Source organism: Streptomyces sp. NPDC048270 (assembly GCF_040652335.1).
Classification (GTDB): Bacteria; Actinomycetota; Actinomycetes; order Streptomycetales; family Streptomycetaceae; genus Streptomyces.
On record NZ_JBEZLV010000003.1, the window covers coordinates 190620 to 211779 of the forward strand.

Annotated in this window: 19 protein-coding genes; all 19 read left to right on the top strand. The window is 70.3% G+C overall.

Features of this window, described 5'->3' with window-relative positions; genetic code table 11:
* The first annotated feature begins 1 nt into the window (after position 1).
* On the top strand, positions 2–1393 hold the full coding sequence (gene lysA / locus AB0D66_RS04160; RefSeq protein WP_362296302.1) for a diaminopimelate decarboxylase: 1392 nt from the start codon (positions 2–4) through the stop codon (positions 1391–1393).
* Positions 1394–1553: 160 nt separating this feature from the next.
* Entirely contained in the window at positions 1554–2843 is a 1290-nt protein-coding gene (locus AB0D66_RS04165) for a homoserine dehydrogenase (protein WP_069924058.1), read from the top strand.
* 6 nt (positions 2844–2849) lie between these two features.
* Positions 2850–3920, top strand: a complete 1071-nt coding sequence (gene thrC, locus AB0D66_RS04170) for a threonine synthase (RefSeq protein WP_362296304.1) — start codon at positions 2850–2852, stop codon at positions 3918–3920.
* Between the two features lie 325 nt (positions 3921–4245).
* The gene (thrB, locus tag AB0D66_RS04175) at positions 4246–5172 is read left to right on the top strand and encodes a homoserine kinase (RefSeq protein ID WP_362296307.1); all 927 of its coding nucleotides are present in this window, start codon (positions 4246–4248) and stop codon (positions 5170–5172) included.
* A 423-nt stretch (positions 5173–5595) separates the two neighbouring features.
* Positions 5596–7752, top strand: a complete 2157-nt coding sequence (rho, locus tag AB0D66_RS04180; protein WP_362296310.1) for a transcription termination factor Rho — start codon at positions 5596–5598, stop codon at positions 7750–7752.
* 367 nt (positions 7753–8119) lie between these two features.
* Positions 8120–9220 carry an LCP family protein gene (locus AB0D66_RS04185; protein WP_362296313.1) on the top strand — a complete coding sequence of 367 codons (1101 nt, stop codon included), beginning with the start codon at positions 8120–8122 and terminating at the stop codon, positions 9218–9220.
* A gap of 249 nt (positions 9221–9469) precedes the next feature.
* A complete protein-coding gene (gene rpmE / locus AB0D66_RS04190) occupies positions 9470–9688 on the top strand; it encodes a 50S ribosomal protein L31 (protein WP_069921957.1) in 219 nt (72 codons plus the stop codon).
* A 120-nt stretch (positions 9689–9808) separates the two neighbouring features.
* Positions 9809–10888, top strand: a complete 1080-nt coding sequence (gene prfA / locus AB0D66_RS04195) for a peptide chain release factor 1 (RefSeq protein ID WP_362296317.1) — start codon at positions 9809–9811, stop codon at positions 10886–10888.
* Between the two features lie 81 nt (positions 10889–10969).
* Positions 10970–11815 carry a peptide chain release factor N(5)-glutamine methyltransferase gene (prmC, locus tag AB0D66_RS04200; RefSeq protein WP_054224694.1) on the top strand — a complete coding sequence of 282 codons (846 nt, stop codon included), beginning with the start codon at positions 10970–10972 and terminating at the stop codon, positions 11813–11815.
* Between the two features lie 58 nt (positions 11816–11873).
* Positions 11874–12521 carry an L-threonylcarbamoyladenylate synthase gene (locus AB0D66_RS04205; RefSeq protein ID WP_362296320.1) on the top strand — a complete coding sequence of 216 codons (648 nt, stop codon included), beginning with the start codon at positions 11874–11876 and terminating at the stop codon, positions 12519–12521.
* Complete coding sequence (locus AB0D66_RS04210; RefSeq protein ID WP_362296324.1) at positions 12518–13150, top strand: protein-tyrosine-phosphatase; 633 nt, start codon at positions 12518–12520, stop codon at positions 13148–13150. Before AB0D66_RS04205 ends, AB0D66_RS04210 begins: the two co-directional genes overlap by 4 nt.
* Positions 13151–13274: 124 nt before the next feature.
* Entirely contained in the window at positions 13275–14504 is a 1230-nt protein-coding gene (gene glyA / locus AB0D66_RS04215; protein ID WP_362296327.1) for a serine hydroxymethyltransferase, read from the top strand.
* A gap of 116 nt (positions 14505–14620) precedes the next feature.
* The gene (locus tag AB0D66_RS04220; protein WP_362296329.1) at positions 14621–15955 is read left to right on the top strand and encodes an MraY family glycosyltransferase; all 1335 of its coding nucleotides are present in this window, start codon (positions 14621–14623) and stop codon (positions 15953–15955) included.
* A 274-nt stretch (positions 15956–16229) separates the two neighbouring features.
* The gene (locus tag AB0D66_RS04225; protein WP_362296332.1) at positions 16230–16667 is read left to right on the top strand and encodes a hypothetical protein; all 438 of its coding nucleotides are present in this window, start codon (positions 16230–16232) and stop codon (positions 16665–16667) included.
* 241 nt (positions 16668–16908) lie between these two features.
* Complete coding sequence (gene atpB, locus AB0D66_RS04230) at positions 16909–17718, top strand: F0F1 ATP synthase subunit A (RefSeq protein WP_361755181.1); 810 nt, start codon at positions 16909–16911, stop codon at positions 17716–17718.
* Positions 17719–17795: 77 nt separating this feature from the next.
* Positions 17796–18020 (top strand): ATP synthase F0 subunit C, encoded by a 225-nt coding sequence (gene atpE, locus AB0D66_RS04235; protein ID WP_030545783.1) that lies wholly within the window; start codon positions 17796–17798, stop codon positions 18018–18020.
* 42 nt (positions 18021–18062) lie between these two features.
* Positions 18063–18605 (top strand): F0F1 ATP synthase subunit B, encoded by a 543-nt coding sequence (locus AB0D66_RS04240; protein WP_069921965.1) that lies wholly within the window; start codon positions 18063–18065, stop codon positions 18603–18605.
* A complete protein-coding gene (locus AB0D66_RS04245) occupies positions 18602–19417 on the top strand; it encodes a F0F1 ATP synthase subunit delta (protein WP_362296335.1) in 816 nt (271 codons plus the stop codon). Before AB0D66_RS04240 ends, AB0D66_RS04245 begins: the two co-directional genes overlap by 4 nt.
* A gap of 130 nt (positions 19418–19547) precedes the next feature.
* Positions 19548–21143, top strand: coding sequence for a F0F1 ATP synthase subunit alpha (atpA, locus tag AB0D66_RS04250; protein ID WP_362296338.1), 1596 nt, complete (start codon positions 19548–19550; stop codon positions 21141–21143).
* The last annotated feature ends 17 nt before the right edge of the window (positions 21144–21160 follow it).

Here is a 21160-nt window from a genome sequence, read left to right on the forward strand (position 1 = left end):
GATGAGCCGTTCCGCGCACCCCGCCGGACCCCGTCACGCCGATGTCCTGCCCGAGGGGCACTACTCCCCGCCCCCGGCCGACCTCAACGCCCTCGACGAGAAGGTCTGGGCCCGGACCGTCACGCGGACGGCCGACGGGGTCGTCACCGTCGGCGGCATCGAAGTGACCAAGCTCGCCGAGGAGTTCGGGACCCCCGCCTACTTCCTCGACGAGGAGGACTTCCGCGAGCGCTGCCGGGCCTGGGCGCACGCCTTCGGCAAGGACGCCGACGTCTTCTACGCCGGCAAGGCGTTCCTCTCCAAGGCCGTCGTGAAGTGGCTGAAGGAAGAAGGGCTGAATCTCGACGTGTGCTCCGGCGGGGAGCTGACCACAGCCCTCGCCGCCGGGATGCCCGCCGCCCGGATCGCCTTCCACGGGAACAACAAGTCCGAGGCCGAGATCAGGCGGGCCGTCGAGGCCGGCGTGGGGCGGATCGTGCTCGACTCCTTCCAGGAGATCGCCCGCGTCGCGCACATCGCCCGTGAGCTGGGCGTGCGCCAGCCCGTCCAGATCCGTGTGACGGTCGGGGTGGAGGCGCACACCCACGAGTTCATCGCCACCGCCCACGAGGACCAGAAGTTCGGTATCGCCGTGGCCGACGGGTCCGCCGCCGAGGCCGTACGCCGGGCCCTCGGGCACGACTCGCTCGAGCTGCTCGGCGTCCACTCCCACATCGGCTCGCAGATCTTCGACATGGCCGGTTTCGAGGTGTCGGCGAAGCGGGTCGTGCGGCTGCTGGCGGCCGTACGGGACGAGCACGGCGTCGAGCTCCCCGAGATCGACCTCGGCGGCGGCCTCGGGATCGCCTACACCTCCGACGACGACCCGAGCGAGCCGCACGAGATCGCCAAGGCCCTCACCGAGATCGTCGCGCGGGAGTGCGAGAGCGCGGGGCTGCGCGCGCCGCGCATCTCCGTCGAGCCCGGCCGGGCCATCGTCGGGCCCACCGCCTTCACCCTGTACGAGGTCGGCACCATCAAGCCGCTCGAGGGCCTGCGGACCTACGTCAGTGTCGACGGGGGGATGTCCGACAACATCCGGACCGCGCTCTACGACGCCGAGTACTCCGTGACCCTCGTCTCCCGCACCTCCGACGCCGAGCCGATGCTCGCCCGGGTCGTCGGCAAGCACTGCGAGAGCGGCGACATCGTCGTGAAGGACGCGTTCCTGCCCGCCGACCTCGCCCCCGGCGACCTGCTCGCGGTGCCGGCCACCGGCGCGTACTGCCGCTCCATGGCCAGCAACTACAACCACGCGCTGCGCCCGCCCGTCGTCGCCGTGCGCGACGGGCAGGCCCGGGTGATCGTCCGGCGCGAGACGGAGGAAGATCTCCTGCGTCTCGACCTGGGATGATCCGGTTATTTCGGGGGGAAGCCCCCAGACCCCCAAAATAGGTGTCTCACTCAATGGACCGAGGGTGGAAACTGTTGTCCATTGAGTGAGACTTGTTCCCACCCCGCGTGCAAGCCGCGCGCGGGGTACTGATGGAAGATCGAAAGGCGTAGGTCGAATGATGCGTACGCGTCCGCTGAAGGTGGCGCTGCTGGGCTGTGGAGTGGTCGGCTCGGAAGTGGCTCGCATCATGACGACGCACGCCGACGATCTGACGGCCCGGATCGGCGCGCCCGTCGAGCTCGCGGGCGTCGCGGTGCGCCGGCCGTCCAAGGTGCGCGAGGGCATCGACCCCGCGCTCATCACCACCGACGCGACCGCCCTCCTCAAACGGGGTGACATCGACGTGGTCGTCGAGGTCATCGGCGGGATCGAGCCGGCCCGGACGCTGATCACCACCGCGTTCGAGAACGGCGCCTCCGTCGTCTCCGCCAACAAGGCGCTGCTCGCCCAGGACGGCGCCGCCCTGCACGCCGCGGCCGAGCAGCACGGGCTGGACCTCTACTACGAGGCCGCCGTCGCCGGCGCCATCCCGCTGGTCCGCCCGATGCGCGAGTCCCTCGCGGGCGACAAGATCAACCGGGTGATGGGCATCGTCAACGGCACGACGAACTTCATCCTCGACAAGATGGACTCGACCGGCGCCGGGTACCAGGAGGCGCTCGACGAGGCCACCGCCCTCGGGTACGCCGAGGCCGACCCGACCGCCGACGTCGAGGGCTACGACGCCGCCGCCAAGGCCGCGATCCTGGCCGGCATCGCCTTCCACACCCGGGTCCGCCTGGACGACGTCTACCGTGAAGGCATGACCGAGGTCAGTGCCGCCGACTTCGCCTCCGCCAAGCGGATGGGCTGCACCATCAAGCTCCTGGCGATCCTCGAGCGCGCCGCCGACGGCGAGTCCGTCACCGCGCGCGTGCACCCGGCCATGATCCCGCTCACCCACCCGCTCGCCTCCGTCCGCGAGGCGTACAACGCGGTCTTCGTCGAGGCGGAGGCCGCCGGGCGGCTCATGTTCTACGGGCCCGGCGCGGGCGGTTCGCCGACCGCGTCCGCGGTCCTCGGCGACCTGGTCGCCGTCTGCCGCAACAAGCTCGCCGAGGCAACGGGGCCGGGCGAGTCGGCGTACACCCAGCTGCCGGTAAGCCCCATGGGCGATGTCGTGACCCGGTACCACATCAGCCTCGATGTGGCCGACAAGCCGGGCGTGCTCGCCCAGGTGGCGACGACGTTCGCCGAGCACGGGGTCTCCATCGACACCGTGCGGCAGCAGGGCAAGGACGGCGAGGCCTCCCTCGTCGTCGTCACTCACCGCGCACCCGACGCCGCCCTCTCCGGGACCGTCGAGGCGCTGCGGAAGCTGGACACCGTGCGCGGTGTCGCCAGCATCATGCGTGTTGAAGGGGAGTAAGGACCCATGAGCAGCAATCGCACCCACCAGTGGCGCGGCATCATCGAGGAGTACCGGGACCGCCTGCCGGTCACGGACACGACTCCCGTGGTCACACTCCGTGAAGGCGGCACGCCGCTCGTCCCCGCGCAGGTGCTCTCCGAGCGCACCGGCTGCGAGGTGCACCTGAAGGTCGAGGGGGCGAACCCCACCGGGTCCTTCAAGGACCGCGGCATGACCATGGCCATCACCCGGGCCAAGGAGGAAGGCGCCAAGGCCGTCATCTGCGCCTCGACCGGCAACACCTCCGCCTCCGCCGCCGCGTACGCGGTGCGCGCGGGCATGGTCTCGGCCGTCCTCGTGCCCCGCGGCAAGATCGCGCTCGGCAAGATGGGCCAGGCGCTCGTGCACGGCGCCAAGATCCTCCAGGTAGACGGCAACTTCGACGACTGCCTGGCTCTCGCCCGTGCGCTGTCCGACAACTACCCGGTGGCCCTGGTCAATTCGGTCAACCCGGTACGCATCGAGGGCCAGAAGACGGCCGCGTTCGAGATCGTCGACGCGCTCGGCGACGCCCCCGACATCCACGTGCTGCCCGTCGGCAACGCCGGCAACATCACCGCGTACTGGAAGGGCTTCAAGGAGTACAAGGCCGACGGCCTGGCCTCCCGTACGCCCCGCGTGTGGGGTTTCCAGGCCTCCGGCTCCGCGCCCATCGTGCGCGGCGAGGTCGTCAAGGAGCCGCACACCATCGCCACCGCGATCCGGATCGGCAACCCGGCCTCCTGGGACTACGCGCTCGCCGCGCGTGACGAGTCGGGCGGCTTCATCGACGAGGTGACGGACCGCCAGATCCTCGCCGCCTACCGGCTGTTGGCCGCGCAGGAGGGTGTCTTCGTCGAGCCCGCCTCGGCCGCCTCGGTGGCCGGCCTGCTCAAGGCCGCCGAGCTGGGTCTGGTGGACCCGGGCCAGAAGATCGTGTGCACCGTCACCGGCAACGGCCTGAAGGACCCCGACTGGGCGATCGCCGGCGCTCCGCAGCCGGTCACCGTTCCGGTGGACGCCGAAGCCGCGGCCATCCGCCTCGGCCTCGTCTGACGCAGCGGCCGGGCAGCGGTTCCGCGAGCCGGGTTCCAGGGGTCCTCGAGGCCCCCGGAACCCGGCAACTCGCCCCGTACGACAACAAAAGCGCCGTGTGAGTGCGGCGGGGTCGGCCCATGGGCGCGACACGCATCGTGCGCCTCCTGTGCGCCCTATGTCGGATGAGAACCTTCCTTCGATACGCTGTACTTACATCCGCCACCGCGCATATGACCGTGGTGCTGCCCAGCGGGCCTTCGGGTGTCGTACGTTCTCCAGTACATTCGCAGCGAGCCAGCGAAGAGCGAAGATCTCGCACAGTCACAAGGAGTGTCATCGGACGATGGCCGGTCCAGCGTTCCGCGCCGCCGCCGTACGGGTGCGCGTCCCCGCCAGCAGTGCCAACCTCGGCCCGGGTTTCGACGCCCTCGGCCTGGCCCTGGGGCTCTACGACGACGTCGTCGTCCGGGTGGCCGACTTCGGCCTGAACATCGACATCGCGGGTGAGGGCGCCGACACCCTCCCGCGGGACGAGAGCCACCTGCTCGTACGCTCCATGCGCACCGCCTTCGACCTGCTGGGCGGGCAGCCGCGCGGCCTCGAGGTCGTCTGCGCCAACCGCATCCCGCACGGCCGGGGCCTCGGCTCCTCCTCCGCCGCCATCTGCGCCGGCATCGTCGCCGCCCGCGCCGTGACCATAGGCGGCGAGGCCAAGCTCGACGACGCGGCGCTGCTGGAGCTCGCCACCGAGATCGAGGGCCACCCCGACAACGTCGCCGCCTGTCTGCTCGGCGGCTTCACCCTGGCCTGGATGGACGGCGGCAGCGCCAAGGCGATCCGGATGGACCCCGCCGATTCCATCGTTCCGGTGGTCTTCGTCCCCTCCAAGCCCGTCCTGACGGAGACGGCGCGCGGCCTGCTGCCGCGTACCGTCCCGCACGTGGACGCGGCCGTGAACGCGGGGCGTGCGGGACTGCTCGTGGAGGCCCTGACCAGGCGTCCCGAGTTCCTCCTGCCGGCCACCGAGGACCGGCTCCACCAGGAGTACCGGTCCCCGGCGATGCCCGAGAGCGTCGCCCTGGTGAACCGACTGCGGGCGGACGGCATCCCCGCGGTCATCTCCGGCGCGGGCCCCACGGTCCTCGCGCTGGTCGACAACGACGCGGCCGACAAGGTCGCGCAGCTCGCGGGCGAGGGGTGGGCGGCGAACCGGCTCGCCCTCGACGCCGCGGGCGCGAGCGTGCTTCCGCTGGGAACCCAGGGCGGCTGAGCCAGGCCGGTCAGGGGCGGGCGGCCAGGGCAGGCCGCCCGCGCGGAAGGGCGTGATTGCCGGTGATTGAGAGGGGGAATGTCTGTTGGATCCGGTAGTGTTAGTCTCAAGTGCGCAACCGAAGCCGCCATGGCTCGGTGCTCAGTGTCCCCATCCGGGACCACCTTTCTTCCGGGAGCCTCCCCGACTGCTTTGATCACTTCCAGCAGTTTCGAGCACGCTCCGGAATCGGCGTGACATTCCCACGCTTCCAGCTCGGGGGCTTCTCGCCGGAACCACCCACGCACGTTTCTCTCCGCCGTTCTACCGGCGGACCACCGCCCCGGCTGCAGTCCACCCCCATCGGGTCACGGACTGTTGTCGGACAGCACAACCGGTCGCCGAGCCAGACAGGCCGACGTCCGCTCCAGGGAAGGACCCTTCGTGAGCGACACCACCGATCTGATGGGCGCTGCCGACACCTCTGTCGACACTGCCCCCGCCGCAGGCGCAGCCCCCAAGCGGCGCCGCTCCGGCACCGGCCTTGACGGCATGGTCCTGGCCGAGCTGCAGCAGGTCGCGTCGGGCCTCGGCATCAGGGGCACCGCGCGGATGCGCAAGAGCCAGCTGATCGAGGTCATCAAGGAGACGCAGGCGGGAGGCGCCGCTGCGCCCAAGGCCGCCGCCTCCGCCGCGGACACCGCCGAGGCCAAGCCGAAGCGCCGCGCCACCAGCAAGGCCCGCACGGGCGAGGACGCCCCCGCGGCGCCCGCCGAGAAGCCTGCCGCGCAGGCCCAGATCGAGATTCCGGGCCAGCCGGCAGGGGGCCCCTCCCGCTCGAGCGCAGCCGAGAGCGGGGGAGACGACGCCCCGGCCGGCGAGCGCCGCCGGCGTCGGGCCACCGCCCCGTCCGGCAGCCCGGAGGCCTCGGCCCCCGCCGCCGTGCAGGTCGAGCAGAAGACCGAGACCGTCAAGGCCGAGGCAGCGACGGCGACCGCCACCGCGCCCCAGACGGACGTGAAGGCCGAGGCCGCCACCGCCGTCTCCGCCCCGGCGCAGGAGGGCGAGGGCCGCGGCCGTCGCGACCGCCGCGACCGCGGCGCCGAGCGCGCCGAGCGCGGCGAGCGCCAGCGTGACCGTCGCGACCGCGGCGCCAAGGCCGACGAGCAGGGCCAGGGCGGCCAGGGCCAGGGCCAGGGTGCCCAGGGCGGCGGCCGTCAGGACCGCGCCGAGCGCGGCGACCGGCAGCAGCAGGGCGGCCGGGGCCAAGGCCAGGGCGGCCAGGGCCAGGGTCAGAGCCAGCAGGGCCGTCAGGACCGCCAGGACCGGCAGGACAACGGTCCGCAGGACGACTTCGACGACGAGGGCGGCCGCCGCGGCCGCCGGGGCCGTTACCGCGACCGCCGTGGCCGCCGCGGCCGCGACGAGTTCGCCCCGAACGAGCCGCAGGTCGCCGACGACGATGTGCTGATCCCTGTGGCGGGCATCCTCGACATCCTCGACAACTACGCGTTCATCCGGACCTCGGGCTACCTGCCCGGTCCCAACGACGTGTACGTCTCGCTCGCCCAGGTCCGCAAGGCGGGTCTGCGCAAGGGCGACCACACCACCGGTGCCGTGCGCCAGCCCAAGGACGGCGAGCGCCGCGAGAAGTTCAACGCCCTCGTGCGGCTGGACTCGGTGAACGGCATGGCGCCCGAATCCGGGCGCGGGCGGCCGGAGTTCCAGAAGCTGACCCCGCTCTACCCGCAGGACCGGCTCCGTCTGGAGACCGACCCGGGCGTGCTGACCACCCGCATCATCGACCTGGTGTCGCCGATCGGCAAGGGACAGCGAGGCCTGATCGTGGCCCCGCCGAAGACCGGCAAGACCATGATCATGCAGGCGATCGCCAACGCGATCACCACCAACAACCCCGAGTGCCACCTGATGGTCGTCCTGGTCGACGAGCGTCCGGAAGAGGTCACCGACATGCAGCGGTCGGTCAAGGGCGAGGTCATCTCCTCGACCTTCGACCGCCCGGCCGAGGACCACACCACCGTCGCCGAGCTGGCCATCGAGCGCGCCAAGCGCCTCGTCGAGCTGGGTCACGACGTGGTCGTCCTGCTGGACTCCATCACCCGTCTGGGCCGCGCGTACAACCTCGCGGCGCCCGCCTCCGGCCGCATCCTGTCCGGTGGTGTCGACTCGACCGCGCTGTACCCGCCGAAGCGCTTCTTCGGTGCCGCGCGCAACATCGAGGACGGCGGTTCGCTGACCATCCTGGCCACCGCGCTCGTCGACACCGGCTCGCGCATGGACGAGGTGATCTTCGAGGAGTTCAAGGGCACCGGCAACATGGAGCTCAAGCTCGACCGGAAGCTCGCCGACAAGCGCATCTTCCCGGCCGTCGACGTCGACCCGTCGGGCACCCGCAAGGAGGAGATCCTCCTCAACGCGGAGGAGCTCGCCATCGTCTGGAAGCTGCGCCGGGTGCTGCACGCGCTCGACTCGCAGCAGGCGATCGAGCTGCTGCTCGACAAGATGAAGCAGACGAAGTCGAACGCCGAGTTCCTGATGCAGATCGCGAAGACGACTCCGTCGGGCAAGAACGACGACTGAGCCCCGCCGCGCCGCATCACGGCCGCCCCCGTCGCCTCCGCGACGGGGGCGGCCGTGTTCGTGCGGGGCGACGTGCGCGGCACCAGGCCGAGCGGCCTGCGGTGCCGCGTGCGGGGCGCCGTGCGGAGCGGCCGTGCCCTGCGACGCACCGTGCGACCTTCACCACATACCGGCACCGGCTGAACCCCGGGACGCCCTCCCGCGTCCCGCGCGAAAACCGCAGGTGGCGGCGGGGCACCGAGGTGTTTCGCACCGGAACGTCCCCCGGGCCGCCCCGGTCCGGGCGCCCCGGCGGCCGTGGAACCCTGGGGGACGTTAGTCCGTCTGTGTCAGAGGACAGGGGACCGCGTTCAGGACTGAGGAGAGCATGAGCCAGGAGAGCAACGGCGGCAGCCATCGTGCCGCGGGCCGCCGCCGACGCAAGCCGCCGAAGCGCCGCAGGGCCCTCGTCATCGTCGCGTGGAGTGCCGCCGGCGTGGTCCTGCTGGGCGGGGCGGGCCTCGGCTACTTCTACTTCAAGCTGAACGGCAACCTGAAGACCGTCGACATCGACCAGGCGCTCGGCACCGACCGTCCGCAGAACGTCGACAACGGCTCGATGGACATCCTCGTCCTCGGCTCCGACTCCCGCGGCGGCGCGAACGCCGACTACGGCCCGGACGACGGCGGCTCCGCCCGCTCCGACACCGCGATGATCGTCCACCTGAACGAGGGCCACACGAAGGCCAGCATCGTGTCCATACCCCGCGACACGATGACCGCCCGCCCCGCCTGCACCACCGGCAAGGGCAAGACGGACCCCGGCGGCCCGCGCCGGCAGTTCAACGAGGCGTACACCGTCGGCGGGGCGGCCTGCGCGGTCAAGACCGTCGAGAAGATGTCCGGGATCCGCATGGACCACTACCTCGAGGTCGACTTCACGGGCTTCAAGAAGATCATCGACACCCTCGGCGGGGTGCAGATCACCACCGCGAAGCCGATCAAGGACGACTTCAGCCACCTGGACCTCCCGGCCGGCCCGAACAAGCTCAACGGCGAGCAGGCCCTCGGCCTGGTCCGCACCCGCCACGCTGTCGGGGACGGCGGCGACCTCGGCCGAATACAGCTCCAGCAGGCCTTCATCAAGGCGCTGATCAAGCAGGTCAAGAGCATCGGCCTGTTCGACAACCCCAAGCAGCTGCTCGACCTCGCCGACACCGGCACCAGGACGATCACCACCGACAAGGCGCTCGGCGATGTGAAATCCCTCATGGGCTTCGCCCAGAGCCTCCAGGGCATCAACGCCCAGGACATGCACATGATCACCCTGCCGGTGACCGGCGACGCGCTCGACCCGAACCGCGTCGCCCCGCTGAAGAAGGAGTCCAAGCTGGTCTGGGACGCCCTGCTGGCGGACCAGCCGATCCCCGCGGAGGCCACCGCGAACTCCGCCGGGGACAAGGGCACGGCCGGCTCCGTCGTCCAGTAGGACGGGGCGGGGGCCGGGCCGCGACAGGGCGGGGGCCGGGTGCGAGCCGGGCCCGAGCCGGGCCCGGGCGGGTCCGGAGCGCGGCGGCGGGAAGGTCCGGAATAGATGCCGGCCCCCTGCCGTTGAGGGAGGCGTCCTCAGAATTTTGACAGGCAGCCCGGTCCTGGCAGACTGGTCTGTCGGCCCCGGTTCACGCAGTGCGCAATTCGGCTCCTGCGACCCGGCGCCCTCCCGAATCTAGGAGACACCTTGAAGAGCGAGATCCACCCCGAGTACGTCGAGACCCAGGTCAGCTGCACCTGTGGCGCGTCGTTCACCACCCGCTCGACGCTGACGAACGGCGCCATCCGCGCCGAGGTCTGCTCCGAGTGCCACCCGTTCTACACGGGCAAGCAGAAGATCCTCGACACCGGTGGCCGTGTGGCGCGCTTCGAGGCTCGCTTCGGCAAGGGTGCGGCCAAGAAGTAGCGCGACCCAGGCGCCGGTCTCCGGCCGCCCCCTGTCCATTCGGGGGCGGCCGGACCGGCGCCTTTGTCGTCGTCCAGCACCCCCTGCAGTCCTTCGCACTTTTACCCCAGGAGTACCCCGATGTTCGAGGCGGTCGAGGAACTGGTCGGCGAGCACGCCGATCTTGAGAAGAAGCTCGCCGACCCTTCGGTCCACTCCGATCAGGCCAACGCGCGCAAGCTGAACAAGCGCTACGCGGAGCTGACCCCGATCATCGCGACCTTCCGGGCGTGGAAGCAGTCGGCGGAGGACATCGAGACGGCCAAGGAGTTCGCGGCCGTCGACCCGGACTTCGCCGCCGAGGTCAAGGAGCTGGCGCAGCAGCGCGAGGAGCTCACCGAGAAGCTCCGCCTGCTGCTGGTCCCGCGCGACCCCAGCGACGACAAGGACGTGCTCCTCGAGGTCAAGGCGGGCGCGGGCGGCGACGAGTCGGCCCTGTTCGCCGGCGACCTGCTGCGCATGTACCTGCGCTACGCCGAGCGCGTGGGCTGGAAGACCGAGATCATCGACGCCACCGAGTCCGAGCTCGGCGGCTACAAGGACGTCCAGGTCTCCGTGCGCACCAAGGGCGGCAACGGCGCCACCGAACCCGGTCAGGGCGTGTGGGCCCGCCTGAAGTACGAGGGCGGCGTGCACCGCGTCCAGCGGGTTCCGGCCACCGAGTCCCAGGGCCGCATCCACACCTCCGCCGCCGGCGTGCTCGTCACCCCGGAGGCCGAGGAGGTCGAGGTCGAGATCAACATGAACGACCTCCGCATCGACGTGTACCGCTCGTCGGGCCCCGGCGGCCAGTCCGTCAACACCACCGACTCGGCCGTGCGCATCACGCACCTGCCGACCGGTGTGGTCGCCTCCTGCCAGAACGAGAAGAGCCAGCTCCAGAACAAGGAGCAGGCCATGCGCATCCTGCGCTCGCGCCTGCTGGCCGCCGCCCAGGAAGCCGCCGAGCAGGAGGCCTCCGACGTGCGCCGCAGCCAGGTGCGCTCCGTGGACCGCTCCGAGAAGATCCGTACGTACAACTTCCCGGAAAACCGCATCTCGGACCACCGCACCGGCTTCAAGGCGTACAACTTGGACCAGGTGCTCGACGGCGACCTCGACTCGGTCATCCAGGCCTGTGTCGACGCCGACTCCGCCGCCAAGCTCGCGGCCGCCCAGTAAGGCCGTACGGCACCAGCGCCGTAGGGCAGTACGCCCCACCCGTACCACCCCCCCCGTACGACAGCAGCCCGGAGGACCAGCGTGAACTTGCTGCTTGCCGAGGTGGCCCAGGCCACCCAGCGGCTGGCCGCCGCCGGCGTGCCCTCACCGCGCTTCGACGCGGAGGAGCTCGCGGCCTTCGTGCACGGCGTCAAGCGGGGGGAACTGCACCACGTCAAGGACGCGGACTTCGACGCCCGCTACTGGGAGGCCGTCGCGCGCCGCGAGGCGCGCGAGCCCCTCCAGCACATCACCGGCCGCGCCTTCTTCCGCTACCTGGAGCTCCAGGTCGGCCCCGGGGTCTTCGTCCCGCGGCCCGAGACCGAGTCGGTCGTGGACTGGGCCATACACGCCGTCCGGGCGATGGACGTGGTCGAGCCGCTGATCGTCGACCTGTGCACCGGCTCCGGCGCCATCGCGCTGGCCATGGCGCAGGAGGTGCCGCGCTCGCGCGTGCACGCGGTCGAGCTGTCCGAGGAAGCCCTGCGCTGGACCCGCAAGAACGCCGAGGGCTCCCGGGTCACCGTCCACCAGGGGGACGCGCTCAGCGCCCTGCCGGAGCTCGACGGACAGGTCGACCTGGTCATCTCCAACCCGCCGTACATCCCGCTCACCGAGTGGGAGTACGTGGCCCCCGAGGCCCGGGACCACGACCCGGAGATGGCCCTCTTCTCCGGGGAGGACGGCCTCGACACCATCCGCGGCATCGAGCGCACCGCCCACCGGCTGCTGCGGCCCGGCGGCATCGTCGTCATCGAGCACGCCGACACCCAGGGCGGCCAGGTGCCGTGGATCTTCGCCGAGGAGCGGGGCTGGGCCGACGCGGCCGACCACCCGGACCTCAACAACCGCCCGCGCTTCGCGACCGCCCGCAAGGCGCTGCCGTGATCCGCGCCTGTTCTCCCAGTGACACCGTCACCCCCCTGCTGCACGAGGAGTCCCGCTGATGGCCCGGCGATACGACTGCAACGACGCGACGGACCGCAAGACGGGTCTGCGTGAAGCCGCATCCGCCGTGCGCCGCGGCGAGCTCGTCGTGCTGCCCACCGACACCCTGTACGGGATCGGCGCGGACGCCTTCAGCCCGGAGGCCGTCCACGACCTCCTCGCCGCCAAGGGCCGGGGCCGCGGTATGCCCACCCCGGTGCTCATCGGCTCCCCGAACACCCTGCACGGCCTGGTCACCGACTTCTCCGAGCAGGCGTGGGAGCTCGTCGACGCGTTCTGGCCGGGCGCCCTGACGCTCGTCGCCAAGCACCAGCCCTCGCTGGCCTGGGACCTCGGCGACACCGGCGGCACCGTGGCCGTGCGCATGCCCCTGCACCCCGTCGCGATCGAGCTGCTGACCGAGGTCGGCCCGATGGCGGTGTCCTCGGCCAACCTGTCCGGACACCCGGCACCCGAGGACTGCGACGCGGCGCGCGAGATGCTCGGCGACTCCGTGTCCGTGTACCTGGACGGCGGTCCGACGCCCGGCATCGAGCCCTCGTCGATCGTCGACGTCACCGGGAAGGTTCCCGTCCTGCTGCGCGCCGGGGCGCTCACCGCGGAGCAGCTGCGGGAGGTCGTACCCGACCTCGAGGTCGCCCCGTGAGCCCTGACGGGCGTGGCATAGCTGGGGGAACCGCTTTCCGCATACTCCACGTCAGCACCGGCAACGTGTGCCGCTCGCCCATCACCGAGCGGCTGACGCGCCACGCCCTCGCCCACCGGCTCGGGGGGCCGGTCACCGCGGACCTCATCGTGGAGAGCGCCGGCACCTGGGGTCATGAGGGCGCGCCGATGGAGGCGAACGCGGCCGCCGTGCTGGCGGACTTCGGAGCCGATGCCTCCGGATTCACCGGGCGGGAACTGCTCGACGAGCACGTCATCCGGGCCGACCTGGTGCTGACCGCCACCCGCGACCACCGGGCGCAGGTCATCTCGATGGGCCACTCGGCGGGGCTGCGCACGTTCACGCTCAAGGAGTTCACCCGGCTGGTCCGGGCGATAGATCCGGCCACCCTGCCGCCGCTGGACGACGGCATGGCCGAGCGGGCGCGGGCCCTGGTGCGGGCCGCGGCGGCGCTGCGCGGCTGGCTGCTGGCTCCGTCGCCGGACGCGGACGAGGTGTACGACCCGTACGGGGCGCCGATCACCTTCTTCCGCTCGATCGGCGACGAGATCAACCAGGCGCTGGACCCGGTGGTCACGGCCCTGACGGGCGTGACGGCCTCCCGCTGAGCCCCCTCCGCGCGCGCCGCGGAGCCTGCCGCCGCGTCCGTTTCCCGGCGGGCGGCCCGTCGCAGGGCACGATGCGCGGCCGCGGCCTAGAGTGGCTGGTACCCGGTACCCATGGAGTCGTGCCATGAGCGTCATCACCCAGCCCACGGACGTCCTGCGACGGCAGGACCCGCAGATGGCCGACGTGCTCGAGGGGGAGCGGCAGCGCCAGGCGAGCACCTTGCAGCTGATCGCCGCCGAGAACTTCACCTCGCCCGCCGTGCTCGCCGCGCTGGGCTCCGCGCTCTCCAACAAGTACGCCGAGGGATACCCGGGCGTCCGCTACCACGGCGGCTGCGAGTACGTGGACGTGGCCGAGCGGGTCGCCGTGGAGCGTGCGAAGGCGCTGTTCGGCGCCGAGCACGCCAACGTGCAGCCGCACTCCGGCTCCTCCGCGGTCCTGGCCGCGTACGCCGCGCTGCTGCGGCCCGGGGACACGGTGCTGGCGACCGGGCTCCCGTACGGCGGCCACCTCACCCACGGCTCGCCCGCGAACTTCTCCGGGCGGTGGTTCGACTTCGTGGGGTACGGCGTCGACGCGGAGACCGGGCTCATCGACTACGAGCAGGTGCAGCAGCTCGCCCACGCGCACCGGCCGAAGGCGATCGTCTGCGGCTCCATCTCCTACCCGCGCCACCCCGAGTACTCGGCGTTCCGGGAGATCGCCGACGAGGTCGGCGCGTACCTGATCGCCGACGCCGCCCATCCCATCGGGCTGGTGGCCGGCGGGGCCGCGCCGAGCCCCGTCCCGTACGCCGACGTGGTCTGCGCGACCACGCACAAGGTCCTGCGCGGTCCGCGCGGCGGGATGCTGCTGTGCGGCGCCGAGTTCGCCGAGCGGATCGACCGGGCGGTGTTCCCCTTCACCCAGGGCGGCGCCCAGATGCACACCATCGCCGCCAAGGCGGTGGCGTTCGGGGAGGCGGCCGCGCCCGCCTTCACCACGTACGCCCACCGGGTCGTCGCCAACGCCCGTGCGCTGGCGGAGGCGTTGGAGGGCCACGGCTTCGCCGTGACCACCGGCGGCACCGACACCCACCTGATCACCGCCGACCCGGCCGCGCTGGGCGTCGACGGCCCGGCCGCGCGCGGCCGGCTGGCCGCCGCCGGGATCGTGCTCGACACCTGCGCCCTGCCGTACGGGGACCAGCGCGGCGTACGGCTGGGCACGGCCGCGGTGACCACCCAGGGGATGGGGGAGGCGGAGATGCTCCGGATCGCGGCGCTGTTCACGGCCGCGCTGCACGGGGACGCGGCGCGGACGCGTGCGGAGGTCAAGGAACTGACGATGGGATTTCCCCCTTACGGGGAGTAAACAGGACAAGGGGGGCGTACGGGAACCGGGATACCGTCCCCTCGCGTCCTCGGCGGAGGGGACATCACAGCTAATGTGTGGGGCTGAGATGGCCGGCGATACATCTGGGGCAGCCCGTGCGTGAATATCTGCTGACACTTTGTGTCACGGTCGCGGTGACCTACCTGCTGACCGGGCCCGTGCGGAAGTTCGCGATCGCGGCCGGGGCCATGCCGGAGATCCGCGCCCGCGACGTGCACCGCGAGCCCACGCCGCGGCTGGGCGGCATCGCCATGTTCGGCGGCCTGTGCGCGGGCCTGCTCGTCGCCGACCACCTGCACAACCTCAACGGCGTCTTCGAACTCTCCAACGAACCGCGCGCGCTGCTCTCCGGCGCGGCCCTGATCTGGCTGGTCGGCGTACTCGACGACAAGTTCGAGATCGACGCCCTGATCAAGCTCGGCGCCCAGATGATCTCCGCGGGCGTGATGGTGATGCAGGGCCTGACCATCCTGTGGATCCCGGTCCCCTGGATCGGCACGGTCGCGCTCACCCAGTGGCAGGGCAACCTGCTCACGGTGGCCCTCGTCGTCATCACCATCAACGCGGTGAACTTCGTGGACGGCCTGGACGGCCTGGCCGCCGGCATGGTGTGCATCGCCGCCACCGCGTTCTTCCTGTACGCCTACCGGATCTGGTTCGGCTACGGCATCGAGGCGGCCGCGCCCGCGACGCTCTTCGCCGCGATCCTGATGGGCATGTGCCTGGGCTTCCTGCCGCACAACATGCATCCGGCCAGGATCTTCATGGGGGACTCCGGCTCGATGCTCATCGGCCTGGTGCTCGCCGCCTCCGCGATCTCGATCAGCGGCCAGGTAGACCCGGACGCGCTGGCCCTGTTCGCGGGCGGTGAGCGCAACGCGACGCACGCGATGTTCCCGGTCTTCATCCCGCTGATCCTGCCGCTGACGATCATCGCGATCCCGATGGCGGACCTGGTCCTGGCCATCGCCCGGCGCACGTGGAAGGGCCAGTCGCCGTTCGCCGCCGACCGCGGGCACCTGCACCACCGGCTCCTCGAGCTCGGACATTCGCACAGCCGCGCGGTGCTGATCATGTACTTCTGGTCGGGGCTGATCGCCTTCGGCACGGTGGCGTACTCGGTGAACTCCGCGTCGATGTGGATCGTGCTGGCGATCGCCGCGCTCAGCGCCGTGGGTCTGATCCTGCTGCTCCTGCCGCGCTTCACCCCCCGCGCCCCGCGCTGGGCGGAGGGCCTGGTGCCCCCGCGTTACCGGCACGCCGCACGGGCCGCCGAGGCCGCGGCGGAGGCGGCCGCGCGGGACGCCTCGGGCACCGAGCCGGAGCCCGCGAGGCCGATCGCCGCGGGGGTATCGGGCGTCAACGGGGCGACCGCCATCGGCCCCCGTTCGCGCTTCCCCGACCGGCGTAAGGCTGAATCGACCCGCTGACCACGGTGACGCATATCGGATATGCGCGCCCAATAGCAGACAAGAGGCGGCCCTGTCGCGCACACACGCGCAGGGTCCCTCTCATGTGTGACAGTCAGCACACTTCGCAGGTAAAGCTCTCATCAAATAGTTTGTGATACCGTTCACTAAACCCGGCGACAGAGCCGAAGGACCGTAGTGCGACGGTCCATTGGCCCGAGGATCACACTCGGACCGGGCTTACGCTCGTCCCGTACGAGTCCCGTGCCCCCACCACCACGCGGAGCAACCCGCCATGCGGTCTGATGACGTCCGATCTCTCCTGCAAGCTGCCGTACCCACCGCTGCCGCCGGCGCTCTCGCCGCCGTGATCAGCGCTCTGGTCGTCGGCGGCAAGGGGGCGGTCGGTGCCGTTGTCGCGACGCTGGTCGTGATCCTGTTCATGGGCATCGGATTCGTCGTTCTGCAGCGCACGGCGAAATCACTCCCGCATCTCTTCCAGGCCATGGGGCTCATGCTCTACGCGGCCCAGATTCTGCTGCTCTTCGTCTTTCTCGCCGCGTTCAAGAACACCACTCTGTTCCACCCCAAGGCCTTCGCGATCACGCTCGTCGCCACCACCCTCGTGTGGATCGGCGCACAGACGCGTGCTCATATGAAGGCCAAGATCCTTTACGTGGAACCGGACTCGATGAAGGGCGACAAGCCCGAAAATCCGGGGCCGAAGTCGTGAAGGGTAGGGCCGGGATAAGTGGGCGTTCGAGATCCTGCTATCGTCCGGTGCCAACTGCGGCACTGCGGGCGCGGGCATCTGAGCTGACGCCTGTTCCATCGCGAGGCTCGATGCCTGATCGCCGCCCCACCATCCGTTACACCAGTCCAGTGCCGAACCGCGGCTGCTCGCCGCGCCGACACAACGAGGTTGCCGTACCTATGCGCCACGCTGAAGGAGCCCTGCGGTGAGTGCTGCTGACATGACGCTCGCCTTCGATATCAACTGTCATTTCGAAGACGGCACTGGCTGCGGCTTCCCGGGCCCGACCCTGTACTCGTTCCTGTTCGAGCCGATCTTCGGTGACGCGGACAGCAGCCTGTACTTCAACAAGACGATGCTGCTCGCCCTGCTGGGCTCGGTCATCATCGTCGGCTTCTTCTGGGCAGCGTTCCGGAAGCCGAAGGTCGTCCCGGGCAAGCTTCAGATGGTCGCCGAGGCCGGCTACGACTTCGTACGCCGCGGCATCGTCTACGAGACGCTCGGCAAGAAGGAAGGCGAGAAGTACGTCCCCTTCATGGTGGCGTTGTTCTTCTTCGTCTGGATCATGAACCTGTGGTCGATCGTGCCGCTGGCCCAGTTCCCGGTGACCGCGGTCATCGCGTACCCGGCCGGCCTCGCCGCGATCGTCTACATCATGTGGATGTCGGTGACCTTCAAGCGCCACGGCTTCGTCGGCGGCTTCAAGAACCTCACGGGCTACGACAAGTCCCTCGGCCCGATCCTGCCGATGGTCATGGTGATCGAGTTCTTCTCGAACGTCATCGTCCGCCCGTTCACCCACGCGGTCCGACTGTTCGCGAACATGTTCGCCGGTCACACCCTGCTGCTGCTGTTCACCATCGCCAGCTGGTACCTGCTGAACGGGATCGGCATCGCCTACGCCGGTGTCTCGTTCGTCATGGTCGTCGTGATGACCGCGTTCGAGCTCTTCATCCAGGCTGTCCAGGCTTACGTCTTCGTGCTCCTGGCCTGCAGCTTCCTGCAGGGCGCGCTCGCCGAGCACCACTGAGCGAGTTCGCTCCGCAACCCCCCGAATCGTCCGGTGGCCAACCCCCACCGGTCCATGAAAGAGAAGGAAGAACTGGCATGTCCCAGACCCTTGCTGCCGTCGAAGGTTCCCTCAGCTCCGTCGGTTACGGTCTCGCGGCGATCGGCCCGGGCGTCGGCGTCGGCATCATCTTCGGTAACGGCACGCAGGCTCTCGCCCGTCAGCCTGAGGCTGCCGGTCTGATCCGCGCCAACCAGATCCTCGGCTTCGCCTTCTGTGAGGCGCTCGCCCTCATCGGTCTGGTCATGCCGTTCGTCTACTAAGACGAACTCCACGACTAGTCCGAATCGACGAAAGGCACTGATGTGAACCTCCTGGTTCTCGCGGCCGAGGAGCCTCAAAACCCCCTCGTCCCGCCGATCCCCGAGCTCGTCATCGGTCTGATCGCCTTCGTCATCGTCTTCGGTTTCCTCGCGAAGAAGCTCCTCCCGAACATCAACAAGGTTCTGGAAGAGCGCCACGCGGCGATCGAAGGCGGTATCGAAAAGGCAGAAGCCGCTCAGACCGAGGCTCAGAGCGTCCTGGAGCAGTACAAGGCCCAGCTCGCCGAAGCCCGGCACGAGGCCGCGCGCCTGCGCCAGGAAGCGCTGGAGCAGGGCACTGCGCTCAAGGAAGAACTGCGCGCAGAGGGCCAGCGGCAGCGTGAGGAGATCATCGCTGCCGGCCACGCCCAGATCGCGGCCGACCGCAAGGCCGCCTCGCAGGCGCTGCGTCAGGACGTGGGCAAGCTCGCCACCGACCTGGCCGGAAAGCTCGTCGGCGAGTCCCTTGAGGACCACGCCCGGCAGAGCCGCACGATCGACCGCTTCCTCAGCGAGCTCGAGGAGAAGGCCGAGGCCGCCCGATGAACGGAGCGAGCCGCGAGGCGCTGGCCTCCGCGCGCGAGCGTCTCGACGCGCTGACGGACAACACGTCCGTCGACGCGGCGAAGCTCGCCGGTGAGCTGGCTGCCGTCACCGCGCTGCTCGACCGTGAGGTCTCGCTGCGTCGGGTCCTCACCGACCCGGCGCAGTCCGGCGAGGCCAAGGCCGAGCTGGCCGGTCGACTGCTGGCCGGCCAGGTGGGCGGGGAGACCCTCGACCTGGTGTCCGGCATGGTCCGGTCCCGCTGGTCGCAGTCCCGTGACCTGGTGGACTCGCTGGAGGAGCTGGCGGCCACCGCCGACCTCACGGCGGCCCAGCAGGCAGACGCGCTCGACAACGTCGAGGACGAGATCTTCCGCTTCGGCCGGATCGTCTCCTCGAGCACCGAGCTGCGTGCCGCGCTGACCGACCGTGCGGCGACCGCCGCCGCCAAGGGCGAGCTGCTGCGCAGCCTGCTCGGCGGCAAGGTGAACGCCGTCAGCGAGCGCCTGGTGCTGCGTCTTGTCACGCAGCCGCGTGGACGTAGCCTGGAAGCGGGACTCGAGTCCCTTTCCAAGCTCGCCGCCGAGCGCCGTGACCGCATGGTCGCCACCGTGACCAGCGCGGTTCCGCTCAGCGACGTGCAGAAGCAGCGTCTCGGCGCGGTGCTGGCCAAGGTGTACGGCCGCCAGATGCACCTGAACCTCGACGTGGACCCCGAGGTCCTCGGCGGGATCTCGGTGCGAGTCGGCGACGAGGTCATCGACGGCACCATCGCGGACCGCCTCGCCGAGGCGTCCCGCCGCATGGCCGGCTGACCAGCCGCCAAAAGAACAAAAGCATTCCTAGCGGCCCGGTTGGGCCGTGCAGAACTTGCAGAAGATTCCTGGGGGTCGCCCCCAGACCCCTAAGAAGCTTCAGGCCCAACAAGGAGAGCAGGGAACCCAGATGGCGGAGCTCACGATCCGGCCGGAGGAGATCCGGGACGCACTGGAGAACTTTGTCCAGTCGTACCAGCCGGACGCGGCCTCGCGCGAGGAGGTCGGAACGGTCAGCGTTGCCGGCGACGGCATCGCGAAGGTGGAGGGCCTGCCCTCCGCCATGGCGAACGAGCTGCTGAAGTTCGAGGACGGCACCCTCGGTCTCGCCCTCAACCTCGAGGAGCGCGAGATCGGTGCGGTCGTCCTCGGCGAGTTCAGCGGTATCGAGGAGGGCCAGCCGGTGCAGCGCACCGGTGAGGTTCTCTCCGTCGGCGTCGGCGAGGGCTACCTCGGCCGCGTTGTCGACCCGCTCGGCAACCCGATCGACGGTCTCGGCGAGATCGCGACCGAAGGCCGCCGCGCCCTCGAGCTGCAGGCGCCCGGCGTCATGATCCGCAAGTCGGTCCACGAGCCGATGCAGACCGGCTACAAGGCCATCGACGCCATGGTGCCGGTCGGCCGTGGCCAGCGTCAGCTGATCATCGGTGACCGCCAGACCGGCAAGACCGCGCTGGCCGTCGACACGATCATCAACCAGCGCGACAACTGGCGCTCGGGCGACGTGAACAAGCAGGTCCGCTGCATCTACGTCGCCATCGGCCAGAAGGGCTCGACCATCGCGTCCGTTCGCGGCGCCCTGGAAGACGCCGGCGCGCTCGAGTACACGACGATCGTCGCCGCCCCGGCGTCCGACCCGGCCGGCTTCAAGTACCTGGCGCCGTACACCGGTTCCGCCATCGGCCAGCACTGGATGTACGCCGGCAAGCACGTCCTGATCATCTTCGACGACCTGTCGAAGCAGGCCGACGCCTACCGCGCCGTGTCGCTGCTGCTGCGCCGCCCGCCGGGCCGTGAGGCCTACCCGGGTGACGTCTTCTACCTGCACTCCCGTCTGCTGGAGCGCTGCGCGAAGCTCTCCGACGACATGGGTGCCGGCTCGATGACCGGTCTGCCGATCGTCGAGACCAAGGCGAACGACGTGTCGGCGTTCATCCCGACCAACGTCATCTCCATCACCGACGGCCAGTGCTTCCTGGAGTCCGACCTGTTCAACGCGGGCCAGCGCCCGGCGCTGAACGTCGGTATCTCGGTCTCCCGCGTCGGTGGCTCCGCCCAGCACAAGGCCATGAAGCAGGTCTCCGGCCGTCTGCGCCTGGACCTCGCCCAGTACCGCGAGCTGGAGGCGTTCGCCGCCTTCGGTTCCGACCTGGACGCCGCCTCGAAGGCCTCGCTGGAGCGCGGCAAGCGCCTGGTCGAGCTGCTGAAGCAGGGCCAGTACCAGCCGATGCCCGTCGAGGAGCAGGTCGTCTCCGTCTGGGCCGGTACCACCGGCAAGATGGACGACGTCCCGGTCAACGACATCCGTCGCTTCGAGTCGGAGCTGCTGGAGCACCTGCGCCGCGAGCGCAAGGACCTCCTCACCTCCATCGCCGACGGCGGCAAGATGTCGGACGACACCCTGTCCTCCATCGCTGACGCCATCGCTGCCTTCAAGCGCCAGTTCGAGACCTCGGACGGCAAGCTCCTGGGCGAGGACGCACCGGCCGTCAACGTCTCCAAGTGACGACGGAAGGGACCTGA